Raw genomic sequence first — 15941 nt, 5'->3', positions numbered from 1 at the left:
TAAAATGTATTTAAAATACGTGTTTTCGTTAAAATCTTAGTTGAAAACGTATTCTTTGTACTTGCCAGACTCAATCATTAAGAGAGGTAGCCATGTTTAACTTTATAAAAAAAAGAGCAGCTTCGAAACCTGAGACTCCAGAGCAGCAAGCCGCACTTGATAGCGCCGTTGATAGGGTTTTGTTAGGTTATCATGTGGGTACGACCAGTATTGCTACCATGGTAACTGGGCTTGAACGTACGGGTGACCAGTTGACTTTGGATTTACGCCTGCCACAAGACAGTGATCCTGAGACTATCCAGCAAGAGCTTGGGCACTTATTACACCCGCATGGTATCAAAGCCATTCATATGAATGTACGTCTGCCTGCTCCAGAAAAAGGCGCAGGCTCGAGCTTACCAAAACAGATGCCAAAGACCACCAATGCGATGGACAGTCAAAGTCAATCGTCGGCAAATGCTAATGGCAATACCAATGCTGAACCGCCAATTACGAAGCCTGCACCGACCCAAGCATCACTAACTTCACATCCGCGTATCCGCCATATTATTGTTGTCGCATCTGGCAAAGGTGGTGTCGGTAAATCAACCACGACCGTCAATATCGCTCTGGCATTACAAAAGCTGGGCAACCGCGTTGGTGTGCTAGATGCTGATATTTACGGGCCCAGTATGCCAACGATGCTAGGCGTGGCCAGTGTAAAGCCTGAGCTAGAAAACGAGCAGTTTGTTCCTATCAATGCCCACGGTATGGCGATGCTGTCGATTGGTAGTCTGCTGGATGGTGATAATACGCCTGTCGCGTGGCGTGGACCAAAAGCCACTGGGGCTTTGATGCAACTATATAACCAAACCAACTGGCCGCAGCTAGATTATTTGGTGATTGATATGCCGCCCGGTACCGGTGATATTCAATTGACACTGGCACAGCGTATCCCAGTCACAGGTGCGGTGATTGTGACCACACCACAGCATATTGCGCTACTGGATGCCCAAAAAGGTATCGAAATGTTCAACAAAACCAACATTCCGGTACTTGGTGTGGTCGAAAATATGGCGCTGCATACTTGTAGTAATTGCAACCATACCGAAGCCATCTTTGGTACAGGCGGGGGCGAAAAAATCGCTGAGCAATATCATGTACCGCTATTGGGACAGCTGCCATTAGCCAGTGGTATCGGTGCGCAAGTGGATAAAGGTGAGCCGAGCGTTTTAGCGGATGATGAATTTGCGCCGTACTATCTCAGCATTGCCAAGAACATCGAAACCAATATCAATAAGTTTGCCAAGCCTGTCGATGATAAGCGTATTTTTTGATCATTAGAAAGCAGTTTTAACTGACATGATAGTCTTTAAAATATCGTTATCTACCAATGATTAGCTACCAAGGATCGGTGGCTATTTAAATGAATTTTGGCTAGGATGCTAAAACGATGAAGCAATATGATAAAGAGCAAGTAATGAATGGTTTGCAACCCATTGTACTCGACCAACTTATTAAAAACGGTCAGCCTAGTTTTGGCGTTTTTGCTCAAGTGAAAGATATCAATTATCTGGATTACCACAGCCATCTTATCTCACAAAAATCACTGCCCAAGTGGCGCAAAAACCTAAAAGCCAATCAATTCTGCTTTATTCAAATTATTGAACCACCTTATCGTATTTGTCTGGCATTGGCGACGATTAAGCTGGCAACCAGTGGCTTTGTTTACCTTTATAATGATGATACTGAGCAGCTAGAAGTTTGTGAAGCGTTACAACCTTTGACGCGTCATACAGTTTTGGAAGGTGATTGCTATCAAGGACAGATGACGTTTGCTCATAAGCATCTTACACTGACTTTGGATTTTACGCCTTCACAGATTAAAGTAGCATTAGACAGCCAATACATTGCTCTCGATGCCACCCTGCAACGGCAAGCACAGCCGTTAGTAGTCTGCACACCGACTGGTAGGCGTGGCTGGACGTTCACTCAAAAAGAGCCACTCACAGCAGTCACGGGTCATCTATCCATCAAAGCCGATTCACAATTTCACGTGGATGCTCCTAATACGCAGCCCAAGCAAATAGACTTTACCGATACGACCATCGCCAATCTGGATTGGACGCTAGGCTATATGCGTCACGAGACCAATTGGTTTTGGAGCTGTATCAATAGTTATCTAGCAGATGGACGGCATTTTGCCCTAAACCTAGCGATGGGCGTCAATGAAACAGGTGCTAGTGAAAATGCTTGCTGGCTTGATGGGCAGATAGTTTATTTACCACCGGTTATGTTTACACGTCAAAATTTGGTTCCGACCGTGCAGAATACATGGCGTATCTATCATCAAAACCTAGGCTGGAGTCATGTCGATATTGAGTTAACGTTTACGCCTATCCGCGTTTATAAAAAAACCGATAACTTTGGTGTCATTGCCAGTATTTTTGAGCAATGGATTGGTGAATATAGCGGTGAGATACGTATTGGCGAGGAAGTCATTCTATTGGATAAGGTATTAGGACTGGCTGAAGATCATTTTGCCAAATGGTAGCTTATGAGCAAGATACATTTTCAATCAATAAATGAGTTAGCTGACCTATTGATTTTAAAGTGTGGCTAAGTCTATAAATCGCGCCATCAATTCCGTATAATCGTTACTATCAAAATATCATTCAAATTATCACCCCTATTTTATATCTGCTAAGGAACAACAATGTCTATCAAATCTGACCGCTGGATTCGTAAAATGGCTGAAGAGCATGGCATGATTGAGCCGTATGAGCCAGGTCAAGTGCGCTTTAATGATGCTGGCGAGCGTTTGGTGAGCTACGGCACCTCAAGCTACGGTTATGATGTACGCTGTGCCCCTGAGTTTAAAGTTTTTACTAACGTGCATTCAGTGGTCGTTGATCCAAAGAACTTCGATGAGAAAAGCTTTATCGATATCGTCGGTGACGAATGTATCATTCCGCCAAACTCATTTGCCTTAGCGCGTACGATGGAGTATTTTCGCATTCCACGTGACGTACTGACAATTTGCCTTGGCAAATCTACTTATGCGCGCTGCGGTATCATCGTCAACGTGACGCCGCTTGAGCCTGAATGGGAAGGGCATGTGACTTTAGAGTTTAGTAATACCACCAATCTACCAGCACGTATTTATGCGGGCGAAGGCGTGGCACAAATGCTGTTTTTCCAAAGTGATGCCGATGATGTTTGTGAGACCAGTTATAAAGACCGCGGCGGTAAATATCAAGGACAAAAAGGGGTGACGTTGCCTAGAACTTAAAACCCTGTATTTTACTGAACAGCTAAGGCGATAAACCTGCTAGATTAGCAATAAAAAAGCTGGACGTATTAAATACGGCCAGCTTTTTTATTGCGGTAAATTTTGTTATTTTAAAACCTTTAAACCCGCTTTGTTATCGCGTTTAGGCTTAGGTGCGGCAGTGGGGCTTTTATCAGCAGTCACTGTCGAATCTTCTTCTGGTTGATAACCCTCATACTCTTTTGGATCGAAAAACATGCCTTGCGAATTTTCTTTGGCATAGATGCCCATTACCGCAGTCAGTGGTACCCAAATCTCTTGTGATACCCCGCCAAAACGCGCACTAAAGTGAATATAATCATTTTCCATACTCATATTACCAGTCGCACGGCTGGCGATATTTAGCACGATACGTCCATCTTGCACATGTTCTCTTGGAATCTGTACGTTTTCAGCGGTGGCATCAACCATTAGATACGGGGTAAGCGCATTGTCTTCTATCCATTGATATAGCGCGCGCACCATGTAGGGACGGGTTGGGGTAATAGATATGGGTTCACTCATCTAATGATTTCCTATACTAATGAATTGTAATAATTTAAAGATATTTTTCAGTGCTTCGTTAGCTGTTATCTATAAGCAAGATTTCGTCGTTTTTAGCCCATTTAAGCTTTAATGCTCAGATTAAGGACATGCCCTAATTAACGCACACTTTTTTGAAAGCTTTTACGCTCAAAGACTCGCGTTTGATAGTCAAACAATGGACGGCTAATCGCACGTGGTAGCTCGATACCCATTTCCTCAAGTCGCCATAATAGGGGGGCTAAAAGCACGTCACACCAGCCAAATTCATCTGCCATAAAATAAGGCTTATGAGCAAATAAAGGTGACAAAGTAATTAATGAGTCGGTTAGTTGCTTTTTAGCGATGGCCGCTTGTGCTTTGTTAAAGCTGTCTGGATGCATCAATAAGCGCTTGCCCAGCACCAACCAATCATGCTGAATACGCCAAGCCAATTGCCGAAATTGCGCACGCTCTTGCGGTGTATCAGGCAGCAATTTGTTAGCGTGGTAACGCTCCTCTAAGTACTCAAAGATGACGTTGGTCTCATAAAGTGCAATCTCGCGCTGCTGTAAGACAGGTAAGGTGTGGTAAGGGTTTAGCTCAGTTAAGTCTTCGGGACGCTCAGAGTGCAGCCGTGACAAATAATAAGCCAGCTTTTTTTCTTCAAGTAATAGGCGTACCACATGACTGTCGTAGCCGTCATCAGCGTATAAAATTAGCTGACTACTTGGAATGTCATTCGCATCAATCATGAAAGCCTAGTGTTAACAGTAAAGGCTGTTATCGTAAACAAAGTCGCACTGTTTATCAAGGCAAGGTACGTAAACATTGCGTATGAGCCTGCTATCCAGCTAATGATTTATGTCAAACTGATTATATAAAAATATCGAAAACATAAAAAAGGCACTACCGAAGTAGTGCCTAATCTTAGAATCAATTTCTGGCTTTTTATCGTCTATTTATTTTACATCTTTCCAGAATTCTTTATTCAATAAGTAAACGGGAATTAATAAAACGAGCAAGAATAAAATAACAAAGAAACCAATAACTTGACGATCATGACGAACAGGCTCAGCCATCCACGCCATAAAGTTTACCAAGTCGCCAACCTCAGATTCGAATTCTTCTGCGCTTAGCTCTTCTTGCATGTTATGCAAAACGTGAGGCATGGCAGCGTTTTTCAGCACTAAGTTGTTAGCGCCCCAAGGACGGCTTGGGTCTTCATAGAATGATAATAGATAAGTATAAACCCAGTCATCACCACGTAGCCTAGTCTCAAGCGATAAGTCTGGTGGCGCTGCACCAAACCATGATGCTTGTACCTCTTGGTCAATCTCAGCATTGATATGATCACCGATTTGATCGGTGGTCACCATCAGATACTTTTCAACCAGTTCAGGCGGTATTTCTAAGTCTTTAGCGATGCGCGAATGGCGAACGTACTCGGCTGAGTGACAACCCGCACAGTAGTTCATAAATGTCTTCGCACCGTTTTGTAGCGAGCCCTTATTGGTAAAATCAATAGGAGCGCTGCTACAAGCCAGATCTTCTACAACACCATCAGCATTGGTAAAAGTACCGCAACTAGCTGCCATCGACGTACCAGCAGTCAAGGTTAATGCCGCGCCTAAGCCTAGACCAGCTAGGGATTTAATTAGCGTGCTCATTAGTGACCTCCGGTAACGCGTTCTGGTGGCTGTTTACACTTCTCAATAGCCGTATAGAATGGCATTAATAAGAAAAACAAGAAATACAGGACAGTAAATATACGTGCCAAAATAGTTGCTGTTGGCGTCGCTGGTGTCGCACCTAAGTAACCCAATACTACAAAGCTAATAGCAAAGATAACCAATGCAATCTTAGATAAAATACCTTTGTAACGTATAGAGCGCACAGGTGATCTATCGAGCCACGGAATCAAGAACAGTACGGCAATCGCACCACCCATTGCAATCACACCACCCAGCTTATTAGGAACGGCTCGTAAGATGGCATAGAAAGGAGTGTAATACCATACAGGTGCAATATGTTCAGGTGTTTTCAGTGAGTTTGCTGTCTCAAAGTTTGGTGGCTCAAGGAAGAAACCGCCGCCTTCTGGGAAGAAGAACACCACTGCAAAGAACAAGATAAAGAAGACCACAATACCGACCATGTCATGCACAGTATAGTATGGATGGAATTCGATACCATCTAATGGTACACCGTTTTTATCTTTTAGCTTCTTAATGTCAACACCATCAGGGTTGTTCGAACCCACGTGATGTAGTGCCACTAAATGCATGAATACTAAACCTACTAATACTAGCGGAATAGCGACCACATGAAGGGCAAAGAAACGGTTAAGCGTGATACCTGAGATGATGTAATCACCACGTACCCATTCTGCAAGGCCGTCACCAATGACCGGTAGCGCCGCAGGTAGGTTTAGGATAACCTGTGCACCCCAGAATGACATGTTGCCCCAAGGCAGTAGATAACCGAAGAAACCTTCTGCCATCAACGCTAAGTAAATACCCATACCGATAAGCCAAATAAGCTCACGTGGTTTTTGGTATGAACCATATAGCAAGGCGCGGAACATATGCAGATAGACAACCACGAAGAACGCAGATGCGCCAGTCGAGTGCATATAACGAATGAGCCAGCCGCCTTTGACATCACGCATGATGTATTCAACAGACGCAAACGCCCCTTCGGCACTTGGGTTGTACATCATCGTCAGCCAAATGCCAGTGACTAACTGGTTGACCAATACCACCATTGATAACACGCCAAAGAAGTACCAAAAATTAAAGTTTTTTGGTGCATAGTACTTTGACATATGGTATTCATAGGTTTCAGTCGCTGGAAAGCGCGCGTCCACCCAATGCATTAACTTTTTACCCATGCTCATATTAAGCCTCCCCAATCGTCAAGATGGTACCATCCATATTGTAATCTGGGACAGGTAAGTTAAGCGGTGCAGGAACGCCACTATAGACGCGACCTGCCAAGTCATATTTAGAACCGTGACAAGGGCAGAAAAATCCGCCGTACCAATCATTACCACCCAAGTCAGCCGCGCCCACATCAGGACGGTAGTTTGGTGCACAGCCTAAATGGGTACAGACGCCTTCTACCACCAATACTTCTGGCGAGATAGAGCGCTCTGGGTTTTTACAGTATTCAGGTTGCAATGATTCACTAGAATCAGGGTCTGACAGTAATGGTTTTACCGACTCTAAGGTCGTTAGCATCTCTTCTGTGCGTTTGACCACAAAGATGGGTTTACCGCGGTATTTGACAACGATCATCTGTCCTGCATCGATAGAACCAATATCTTGGGTCACTGCAGCCCCTGCAGCCTCAGCTTTAGCGCTTGGGTACCAAGAACGGACAAAAGGTGTTGCCACAGCAGCTACCCCAGCTGCACCAATTGCGGCAGTTGAGGCAATAAGAACTCTACGGCGTTGTACATTAACGCCTTCGGCTTGGCTCATTAATACTTCCTCCAGGTGAATGAAATGGGATTATCCCACACTGGGTTTGTGGCTTAGAAAATATACAATATCAAGCCACTTTAGCTGTGCCTAATTTTGCTAATTGTTGCTATTCTAAGCTATTTCGGTGATAAAATAAATTATTGCGTTAAAAATAAAGCAACCTTAATAGAACATACTCTAAGGTTGAACATGACAATCAAGTCAAAACAGCTGTATTATCAATGTCTAACATCAGTTTCTGTATTAAAGATAGTAAATTTTATGACCTTATAATTAATAAGGATATTCAGCAATAGCGAATGATACTTGAAATTAAGGTAATGTTCACTAACTTTCAGTATCTAACCGCTTTGTAAGTCGCTGTAAATCCATAAACATTACTTCAAACTGCAAAGTAGTGTTTACTTCATGTCTTTTAAAACTGAGTCAAATCACTAACTGCTTATAAAAAAATTAAAATACGGTAACGATGTTATCAAGATAAAGGCTCACTGTTTGATTTTAGCCTTCGAGCGTGCTCCAGCGTTCAAGCTTGTTCATCATCTCTTCTTCAATCGTCAATAAACGCTCACTAGCAGCAGTAGCCGCGTCTATATCTTGGGTAAACCATGAGCCGTCAGCGAGTTTTTCTTCTAGTTGCGTTTGTTCTGTTTCTAACGCTGCGATTTCTTTTGGTAAATTATCGAGTTCGCGTTGCTCGTTATAATTCAGCTTTTGCACTGTTTTACTAGGCTTCGCTGTTACTGGTTTGTTAGCGCCTTTACTACTTGTGGCGTTATTAACAGGTGCTTTGGCCGCCTTTGCTGCTTCCTCACGGTTTTTTTGCACCAAATACTCTTGATAGCCACCGACGTACTCTTTGACGATGCCTTTACCGTCTGCATCGGTATCGAACACCCAAGTAGAGGTGACGACATTGTCCATAAACGAGCGGTCATGGCTGATAAGTAATATCGTACCGTTAAAGCTACTGACAGATTCTTCTAATAGCTCAAGTGTCGCCATATCCAAATCGTTGGTTGGCTCATCGAGTACCAGAATGTTAGCAGGCTTTAATAGTTGCTTGGCAAGGAGGACGCGGTTACGCTCGCCCCCTGACAATGCCTTGACGGGCGTACGTGCACGCTCTGGGGCAAACAAGAAATCTTGCAAATAGCTCATAATGTGTGTCTTACGACCACCGACATCGACGAAGTCTGAGCCTTCTGAGACGTTTTGCGCCACACTGGCTTCTAGATCTAACTGATCACGCAGCTGATCAAAGAAAGCGATTTTTAGGTTAGTGCCAAGCTCAACGTTACCGGTCTTGATCACATCATCGTCTGACATATCGAGTAGGGCTTTGATAAGGGTAGTTTTACCAGCACCGTTGGGACCGACGATACCAATTTTGTCGCCGCGCATAATCGTGGTGCTAAAGTCATCTACGAGCACATGGTCATCGTACTGTAGGTGTAGATTTTTAACTTTACAGACCAGCTTGCCGCTTTTCTCGCCTTGACCCATGGTAATATTGACATTACCGACTTGCTCACGGCGCTCACTACGCTCTTCGCGTAGTGCTTTTAGCTCACGCACGCGACCTTCGTTACGGGTACGACGCGCTTTGATACCTTGGCGAATCCACACTTCCTCTTGCGCCAGTTTTTTATCAAAGTTGGCATTGTTCTTTTCTTCAGCCAATAATTGCTGTTCTTTTAGCTCTTGATAGCGTGCGTAACCTTTTGCGCCTTGGGTGACGTCATAGCTGGTTAACTGACCGCGATCTAGCTCAACGATACGGGTAGCAAGCTTATTTACAAACGCTCTATCATGGGTGACAAATAACAAGGTCAAACCCTGCCAGTCTAATAAAAAGCGCTCTAACCATTCGATGCTTTCAACGTCCAAATGGTTGGTCGGCTCATCAAGTAGTAGCACGTCAGGCTTAGTGACCAAAGAGCGCGCCAATAACACACGGCGCTTACGACCACCAGATAATGATGATAAGTCATCTTCTGGATCCAGACCCATCGTGGTAATCAGACGGGTGGCATCACGTTCTAAATCCCAGCCATGGACGGCATCGATATCATGTTGCAGCGTTGCCATATGCTCGCAGGCATCCATATCACCGTTGGCGCATAGGTCGACTTGCTTATTATAGTTAATCAGCAAATCAGCGGTGCGGCGGCTACCACCCATGACGATATCTAAAATACGTCCACTGGTTTCAGGAACATCTTGCTCGAGCATCGCCACGCGCATACTGCTGTTGGTGATAATTTCACCGCTGTCAGGCTGTAATGTGCCATTAATCAGCTTAAATAAGGTGGATTTACCTTCGCCATTGCGACCAATTAAACACACGCGTTCACCAGCATTGATCGAAAAATCAATGCCATCAAGAACTGGAGCGACGCCAAAGGCTAGATGAATATCTTTTAAATGTATCAGTGCCATAGAGTATCTTAAGCTTATATAATAGTGAGGTAAGGGGTTGTTGCAAAATTGCCAGCAGTATAACATGCCACCACGTGACTGTAGTGCGTGTAAATGGTTTTATCCATACTATTTATAGATTTTATAATGATTGTATTTACCACAACGTAGAGAAGAATATGAGCCAATCCAACGATCAAGACAGCGTTTCGACTGCGCACGCAGACTTACAAACCCAACAAGTCATTGAGTTACAAATGAGTATGGCGCATTTAGAGATGACCGTAGAGCGACTTGATACCGTCATTGCGCGGCAAGATAAAGATATTCAGACACTGCAACGCCAGTTGCAGCTACTTTATGAACAAGTTGAAAATCAAGATACAGAAAGCGGTATCGCCCCTTTTGATGTGATGGCAGACAGACCGCCGCATTATTGATAGGTAATGAAAAATAAAGCCGTTTTATTTGAATCTAGGTAAAATAATATCCACATTTAAACATAAAGGTACTGTCTGGTGACTGTTTAGTCATAAATGCGAAATAATGTGTTTTTGCAGTTGTTTTACTGTGCGAAAATCTTTACTATCCTCCACCTCGGATACTGCTTGCTTAGCGAACATAGGCATAGCAGTAAAACAATGCGGATGTTTGGAGATATATAATGCGCGCAACTTTTCATTTAAAAACTCTCACAGTTGCTGTTGCAGCTCTTTCTATTGCTAGCGTCGCTAGTGCTGCTGGTCTTGATCGCTCAGGCCAAGATATCACCGCATTCTTACAAGACGGCTTATATGCTGAAGCTGTTTACACTTACATCGATGGCGACGTTAGTGGTCACGATAATGCTTATGTTGGTAATGATAAAAACGCGTATCAACAAGGTAATAAAGTTGATGACGTTGCCGAATCTTATGACTTTTTCCGTTATGGTGTAAAAGCAGATATCAACGACACGTTTAGCGTTGGTATCTTATATGACGAGCCATTTGGTGCGGCGGCTGACTATAGTGGTGATAACAACTTTGTAGCGCAAGGTGATCTTGAAGCTTCTATTAATGCCATTTCAGGCGGTGCCGCTAGCAGTAAAGCAGACGCTGGTGAAAAGATTGGTCAGTTGACCCAAGGTGCCCAGCAAGCAGGCGGTTTGGCGGCAGATTTAGCAGAACAAGCGCAAGCTGCTACCACACCGCAAGCGGCTAAAGAACTTGCTGCTCAAGCGCAAGCGGCAAAAGAAAAAGCAGAAACGCTGGCAGGTCAAGCCCAATCGCTTGGTGCCGCAGTTGCTGCAGCCGAAGCAGAGCTTGCTACTAAAGGCGAAAGTACCAACGTTGAAGTACGCAGTGAAAGTATCACGGGTATCGTTGGGATGAAGTTTGGCCAAGACAAAAACTTCCAAGTCTATGGTGGTCCAGTAGCACAACAAATTCAGGCCGACGTAAAATTACGTGGTACTGCTTATGGCCCTGCGACTGGTTACACAGCCCATATCAGCCGTGATCAAGACTATGGTTGGTTAGCAGGCGCCTCTTATAGCAAGCCTGAAATTGCGCTAAAAGCTGCTTTGACTTATCGTTCTGAGATTGACCACAGTTTAAATATTGATGAGACATATCCTGTGGCGGGCGCACTGGGTAAAGAACCAGTACAGGGTAATAAGATTGATATCACCACGCCTAAGTCAGTAAACTTTGATTTCCAAACCGGTATCAACCCAACCACGCTAGCAACAGCAAAAGTACGCTGGGTACCGTGGAGTGATTTTGCAATCGTACCACCGCTATATAACGAAGTCAGCAAAAACGCGACCAAAGATGACACTGGTTTGCCGTTGGTAAGCTATGATAAAGATCAGTGGTTAGTAGAGTTAGGTCTTGCTAAACGTTTGACGCCAGCGTTAGCAGTGACTGGTAATATCGGCTGGGACAGTGGTGCTGGTGATCCAGTAACGTCACTAGGTCCTATTGAAGGCTACTATAGCGCGGGTCTTGGTGCTAAATATAACGTCACTGAAAACTGGGCAGTCTCTGCTGGTGGTAAATACCTATGGTTCGGTGATGCTAAAGGCCAAATCCCAACCAAAAATATCGTTAGTAACTTTGAAGACAACGACGGTTTTGCTCTTGGTGTAAAGCTTTCTTATCAAGCGAAGTAATACTGGCTATCATTTTAATACCAAACCCAAAAAGTACGATTAGCTGTGTCAAACTTGTTTAGTCTACAATGCGTAGCACTTACATTCGTTTTCCTTGCTACTCTAATTTTTGTGAATGGTATGACTATACTTTTAAGTTGATGAATGAGTAGCAAAAAGCGATCCTTAGGGGTCGCTTTTTTGTGCGTACTATAAATTAAAAATGTACTCATATATCTGTTTTATGTGTCTTATATTGCTCGGGTCAAGTTGATTATTATTGGATATAAGTTGGGTAATAAAGTATGGTAATCAGTATGAACACTTAATAACGTAAACTATTGTTTATCAAAGATATTTTTGACGACTTTATAATAAAATTATTGATAATAAATAAAGTGTTTTAACTGTTGTTTTAGTGTTAAAAAGTCATTACTATTCATCTTAGGACGTCGTTTACATAGTCTTATGTTTTAAGCAACAAAGCTAAACATTGATGATGAAGACGATTAAACAACGAGGATGTTTGGAGATACACAATGCGCGCTACTTTTCATGTAAAAGCTCTTGTCGTAGCAATCGCTACTCTTTCTGTCGCTAGCATGACTAATGCTGCTGGTCTTGATCGCTCAGGTCAAGATGTCACTGCATTCTTACAAGATGGTACCTACGCTGAAGCCGTCTATACCTATATCGATGCCGATGTTAGTGGTGTTGATAATAACGGCAATGACACAGGTGATGTTGCCGAATCTTACGACTTCTTCCGTTATGGCGTAAAAACAGATATTAACGATACTTTTAGTATCGGTGTGTTATACGACGAACCATTTGGCGCTGCTGCTGCCTATAATGGCGATAATAATTTTACTGGCGCTCCAACTGAAGCAATTGATGATCTTATTGCCACACAACTAGACGGAAAAGTGCCAGGGCAAACAATTACTAGCGCTGAAGGTTTAGATACTTATGTTGAGTCTATTCAAGATGATCTCGCAGCAGGTAGAGAACAGGTTAAACAAGCTGAAGCAGCCATTGCAGCAAACCCAGCACTCGAACCCGCTCTACGTCCAACAATTGAGGCTGGTAAAGCACAAATTGCGGCTGGTGAAGAACAGCTAGCTCCCTTAGAAGGACTAAACGGTTATGCTGCTAGTCAGCTTGCCAATACCGAAGGCACAAATGTAGAAGTGCGCTCTGAAAGTATCACCGCGATTCTAGGTGCCAAGTTTGGTGCTAATAAAGAGTTTCAAGTTTATGGCGGTCCAGTCGCTCAGCGCATTCAAGCAGATGTAAAATTACGCGGCAGTGCATACGGACCTGCCACAGGTTACACCTCGCATATCAGTCCTGATCAAGATTATGGTTATTTAGCAGGTATCTCTTATAGCAAGCCTGAAATTGCTTTAAAAGCAGCTTTGACCTATCGTTCAGAGATTGATCATAATATGAAGATCGCTGAATCCTATCCATTAGCAGGTTTATTAGCGGGTGATCCAGCTGCCGCAAATCAAGCGACTTCCATGGAAATCACTACCCCAAAATCAGTAAACTTTGACTTCCAAACAGGTATTAACCCCACCACTTTAGCCACGGCAAAAGTTCGCTGGGTACCATGGGGTGACTTTGCAATTGTACCACCGCTGTATAACGAAATTAGCAAAAACGCGACCCAAGATGATACCGGCCTTCCATTAGTGGATTATGATGATGATCAGTGGCAAGTAGAGCTTGGTCTTGCCAAGCGTCTAGCACCAGCTTTAGCGGTAAGTGGTACAGTGGGTTGGGATAGTGGTGCAGGTGATCCAACGACATCATTAGGACCTATCGATGGCTACTATAGTGTGGGTTTGGGGGCAAAATATAATGTCACTGAAAACTGGGCAGTATCAGCCGGTGGTAAATACTTATGGTTCGGTGATGCTAAAGGTCAATTACCGACTAAGCAGATCGTAGGTGATTTCCAAGATAATGATGGCTATATTCTTGGTGTGAAACTCTCTTATCAAGATATCAAGTAGTAAGAGAGTACCGAACAGTCAGTGAACAACTGTTGTTATTTTAAGTTTGTATATATAATAAAAAAAGCAGCCTATCATAGGCTGCTTTTTTTTCGTTTAAAGTATATATAGAAAAAATAATGTTAATAATCAGGTATTTATGTCAGTTCTTATAATAAAAAAATGCTTAATCCAGTCTAGTTAGTAGCAAGATATCACCCATCACCATCCTTATAGTAATAGCTAACTTAACATAAATCTGTCTTCTCAAAACCGTAAAGGGTGTTGCTATAGTGGCAAACTTTAATTATGATATTGAAATCAGTTACGTTGTCTTACATAGCGGTAATGTCTGATAACAATGAAAGTAAGGTCGCGTAAGCGATGATTACATTCAATAGTTAAGTCGTTTGGCAAAGGATTGCACTGCAGCAGCTTCAGTTGTTATGACAAATTGTAGTAACTAAGCTATTTGCCAGTTTTTTTATTCATGGAGGATGTCACGTGTCGCAAAATTTCCCTATTTCTAAGCTCACTCTAGCCCTTATCACCCTATCTGCTGCATCACTAACACAAGCCGCTGGCCTCGATCGTTCAGGCCAAGAAATCAAAGGCTTCTTTAACCCTGGTACTTATGCCGAAGTTGATTTTGCTTATATCGATACTGATGTTTCAGCACATGACAATGCCGGTGCTATCGTTACCCCAACTGACGAGATTCGTAATGGTATCACTTCTACAGAAGCGGCTTACGAAAAAGGTGTGTCAACTGGCAACGCTACTCCAGATTCCTATAGTTTTATGCGCTACGGGGTAAAAACTGACATTAATGAAAATTTCAGTATCGGTGTGTTTTATGACGAGCCTTTTGGTGCAGAAGTAGAATACTCTGGGGATAATGCTTTTGTTTCTCAAGCAGGCAAAGATACCATTGCTGACTCATCGTCAGGGACATCTGTTCCTAATGAAGTCATCAACCCTTCAGTATTAGATCCAGACTATGACAAAAACACCAACGTCAGTGTGCATACGGAAACGTGGACAGGGCTGCTTGGTTACAAAGCTAATGGCTTCCAAGTATATGGTGGTCCAGTGATGCAAAAAGTGAAAGCAGATGTGCATCTGCGAGGTCAGGCATACGGCCCATTGACAGGCTATGATGCCAATGTAAACCCTGACACTGACTACGGTTGGGTAGCGGGTTTAGCCTATAGTAAACCTGAAATTGCCTTAAATGCGGCACTAACTTATCGCTCAGAAATTAAGCATAAAACCCCAGTGGGCGAAAGAGTACCATTACTAGGATCACCGCTAAAAGATATAGCGTTAGGTAAGCTTGATATTGACCCAGACTCTGAACTTGGCCAGTCTATTGGTGAATATGCAACGACCGATGCGACTGTAACCACACCTGAGTCAGTGAATTTAAATATTCAAACTGGTCTAAGTGAGAAGTATCAACTATTAGGTACTGTAGATGTGCGCTGGGTACCTTGGAGCGATTTCACTATCGTCCCTCCGCTTTATAATGCTTATTCTAAAGCGGCTGACCCAGACGGTTTACCACTTTTATCCTATGACAAAGACCAATGGAAAGTAGATGTTGGTTTGGCCAAACGTTTTAATGAAAAGCTAGCGGGTTCCGTAACAGTTGGTTATGACTCTGGTGCAGGCGATCCTGTCAGCTCATTGGGTACTATTGACGGTTATTATAGCTTGGGTGGTGGTGTGAAATACAACGTGACTCCTGAGTGGGCCGTGTCAGTCGGTGGCAAATATCTGAAATTTGGTGATGCAACAGGTCAGCTACCCAACGGTAGTATCGTCAGTAAAGCCGAAGACAATGATGGTTATATCGCTGGTGTAAAACTCTCTTATCAAAGCCAGTAACTTATCACCTGGCTATGTTGTTTTACCATAAATACTAGAAGAGATCTTACTTAACCAATGGGTTAGGTAAGTGTTATCAAGCGTAAAAATTTTATTGATACTAAGTAATTATGCATAAAAATATCGAATAATTTAAAAATGAACGCTTGCGTTATATTTTACGAATGGTTATTCGATTTTGATAAATTGACTTAGTGAAC

13 protein-coding genes are annotated in these 15941 nt (G+C 43.1%); 7 read left to right on the top strand and 6 right to left on the bottom strand.

Going from position 1 to position 15941, the window contains the following annotated elements; all coding sequences use genetic code 11:
- The first annotated feature begins 92 nt into the window (after positions 1–92).
- The 3 genes from apbC (at position 93) to dcd (ending at position 3271) form a co-directional block, all read left to right on the top strand.
- A complete protein-coding gene (gene apbC, locus EI162_RS02270; RefSeq protein ID WP_192522813.1) occupies positions 93–1316 on the top strand; it encodes an iron-sulfur cluster carrier protein ApbC in 1224 nt (407 codons plus the stop codon).
- Between the two features lie 116 nt (positions 1317–1432).
- Entirely contained in the window at positions 1433–2533 is a 1101-nt protein-coding gene (locus tag EI162_RS02265; protein WP_192522812.1) for a DUF2804 domain-containing protein, read from the top strand.
- Positions 2534–2695: 162 nt separating this feature from the next.
- On the top strand, positions 2696–3271 hold the full coding sequence (gene dcd, locus EI162_RS02260) for a dCTP deaminase (protein WP_192522811.1): 576 nt from the start codon (positions 2696–2698) through the stop codon (positions 3269–3271).
- A 105-nt stretch (positions 3272–3376) separates the two neighbouring features.
- Here dcd and EI162_RS02255 read toward each other — a convergent pair whose 3' ends face one another.
- The 6 genes from EI162_RS02255 to EI162_RS02230 all read right to left on the bottom strand — a co-directional run bounded on the left by EI162_RS02255 (position 3377) and on the right by EI162_RS02230 (position 9738).
- Positions 3377–3814: a ClpXP protease specificity-enhancing factor gene (locus EI162_RS02255; RefSeq protein ID WP_192522810.1), complete on the bottom strand. Its 438-nt coding sequence runs from the start codon at positions 3812–3814 to the stop codon at positions 3377–3379.
- A gap of 137 nt (positions 3815–3951) precedes the next feature.
- A complete protein-coding gene (locus EI162_RS02250) occupies positions 3952–4566 on the bottom strand; it encodes a glutathione S-transferase N-terminal domain-containing protein (RefSeq protein WP_192522809.1) in 615 nt (204 codons plus the stop codon).
- Between the two features lie 207 nt (positions 4567–4773).
- On the bottom strand, positions 4774–5481 hold the full coding sequence (locus tag EI162_RS02245) for a cytochrome c1 (RefSeq protein ID WP_192522808.1): 708 nt from the start codon (positions 5479–5481) through the stop codon (positions 4774–4776).
- Entirely contained in the window at positions 5481–6701 is a 1221-nt protein-coding gene (locus EI162_RS02240) for a cytochrome b (protein WP_413038364.1), read from the bottom strand. Before EI162_RS02240 ends, EI162_RS02245 begins: the two co-directional genes overlap by 1 nt.
- A 7-nt stretch (positions 6702–6708) precedes the next feature.
- Positions 6709–7293, bottom strand: a complete 585-nt coding sequence (gene petA / locus EI162_RS02235) for a ubiquinol-cytochrome c reductase iron-sulfur subunit (protein WP_192522807.1) — start codon at positions 7291–7293, stop codon at positions 6709–6711.
- A 504-nt stretch (positions 7294–7797) separates the two neighbouring features.
- Positions 7798–9738 (bottom strand): ATP-binding cassette domain-containing protein, encoded by a 1941-nt coding sequence (locus EI162_RS02230; protein WP_192522806.1) that lies wholly within the window; start codon positions 9736–9738, stop codon positions 7798–7800.
- 158 nt (positions 9739–9896) lie between these two features.
- On the opposite strand from EI162_RS02230, the gene EI162_RS02225 reads away from it, so the two are divergent.
- From EI162_RS02225 to EI162_RS02210, 4 genes are all read left to right on the top strand, one after another.
- Complete coding sequence (locus EI162_RS02225; protein WP_192522805.1) at positions 9897–10157, top strand: SlyX family protein; 261 nt, start codon at positions 9897–9899, stop codon at positions 10155–10157.
- Between the two features lie 224 nt (positions 10158–10381).
- Positions 10382–11872, top strand: a complete 1491-nt coding sequence (locus tag EI162_RS02220; RefSeq protein ID WP_192522804.1) for an OmpP1/FadL family transporter — start codon at positions 10382–10384, stop codon at positions 11870–11872.
- 518 nt (positions 11873–12390) lie between these two features.
- Complete coding sequence (locus EI162_RS02215; RefSeq protein WP_192522803.1) at positions 12391–13872, top strand: outer membrane protein transport protein; 1482 nt, start codon at positions 12391–12393, stop codon at positions 13870–13872.
- Between the two features lie 483 nt (positions 13873–14355).
- Positions 14356–15741, top strand: a complete 1386-nt coding sequence (locus EI162_RS02210; protein WP_192522802.1) for an OmpP1/FadL family transporter — start codon at positions 14356–14358, stop codon at positions 15739–15741.
- Positions 15742–15941: the final 200 nt, after the last annotated feature.

The organism is Psychrobacter sp. FME6 (genome assembly GCF_014861365.1).
GTDB lineage: Bacteria > Pseudomonadota > Gammaproteobacteria > Pseudomonadales > Moraxellaceae > Psychrobacter.
This window is presented reverse-complemented; position numbering and strand designations above follow the sequence as displayed.

Bases quoted from the DNA above. Each gene is read 5' to 3' on its own strand.
- EI162_RS02240 (WP_413038364.1), bottom strand. From the start codon at position 6,701: ATGGGTAAAAAGTTAATGCATTGGGTGGACGCGCGCTTTCCAGCGACT.
- dcd (WP_192522811.1), top strand. From the start codon at position 2,696: ATGTCTATCAAATCTGACCGCTGGATTCGTAAAATGGCTGAAGAGCAT.
- EI162_RS02265 (WP_192522812.1), top strand. From the start codon at position 1,433: ATGAAGCAATATGATAAAGAGCAAGTAATGAATGGTTTGCAACCCATT.
- EI162_RS02255 (WP_192522810.1), bottom strand. From the start codon at position 3,814: ATGAGTGAACCCATATCTATTACCCCAACCCGTCCCTACATGGTGCGC.
- EI162_RS02245 (WP_192522808.1), bottom strand. From the start codon at position 5,481: ATGAGCACGCTAATTAAATCCCTAGCTGGTCTAGGCTTAGGCGCGGCA.
- apbC (WP_192522813.1), top strand. From the start codon at position 93: ATGTTTAACTTTATAAAAAAAAGAGCAGCTTCGAAACCTGAGACTCCA.
- EI162_RS02215 (WP_192522803.1), top strand. From the start codon at position 12,391: ATGCGCGCTACTTTTCATGTAAAAGCTCTTGTCGTAGCAATCGCTACT.
- EI162_RS02225 (WP_192522805.1), top strand. From the start codon at position 9,897: ATGAGCCAATCCAACGATCAAGACAGCGTTTCGACTGCGCACGCAGAC.
- petA (WP_192522807.1), bottom strand. From the start codon at position 7,293: ATGAGCCAAGCCGAAGGCGTTAATGTACAACGCCGTAGAGTTCTTATT.
- EI162_RS02250 (WP_192522809.1), bottom strand. From the start codon at position 4,566: ATGATTGATGCGAATGACATTCCAAGTAGTCAGCTAATTTTATACGCT.
- EI162_RS02220 (WP_192522804.1), top strand. From the start codon at position 10,382: ATGCGCGCAACTTTTCATTTAAAAACTCTCACAGTTGCTGTTGCAGCT.
- EI162_RS02230 (WP_192522806.1), bottom strand. From the start codon at position 9,738: ATGGCACTGATACATTTAAAAGATATTCATCTAGCCTTTGGCGTCGCT.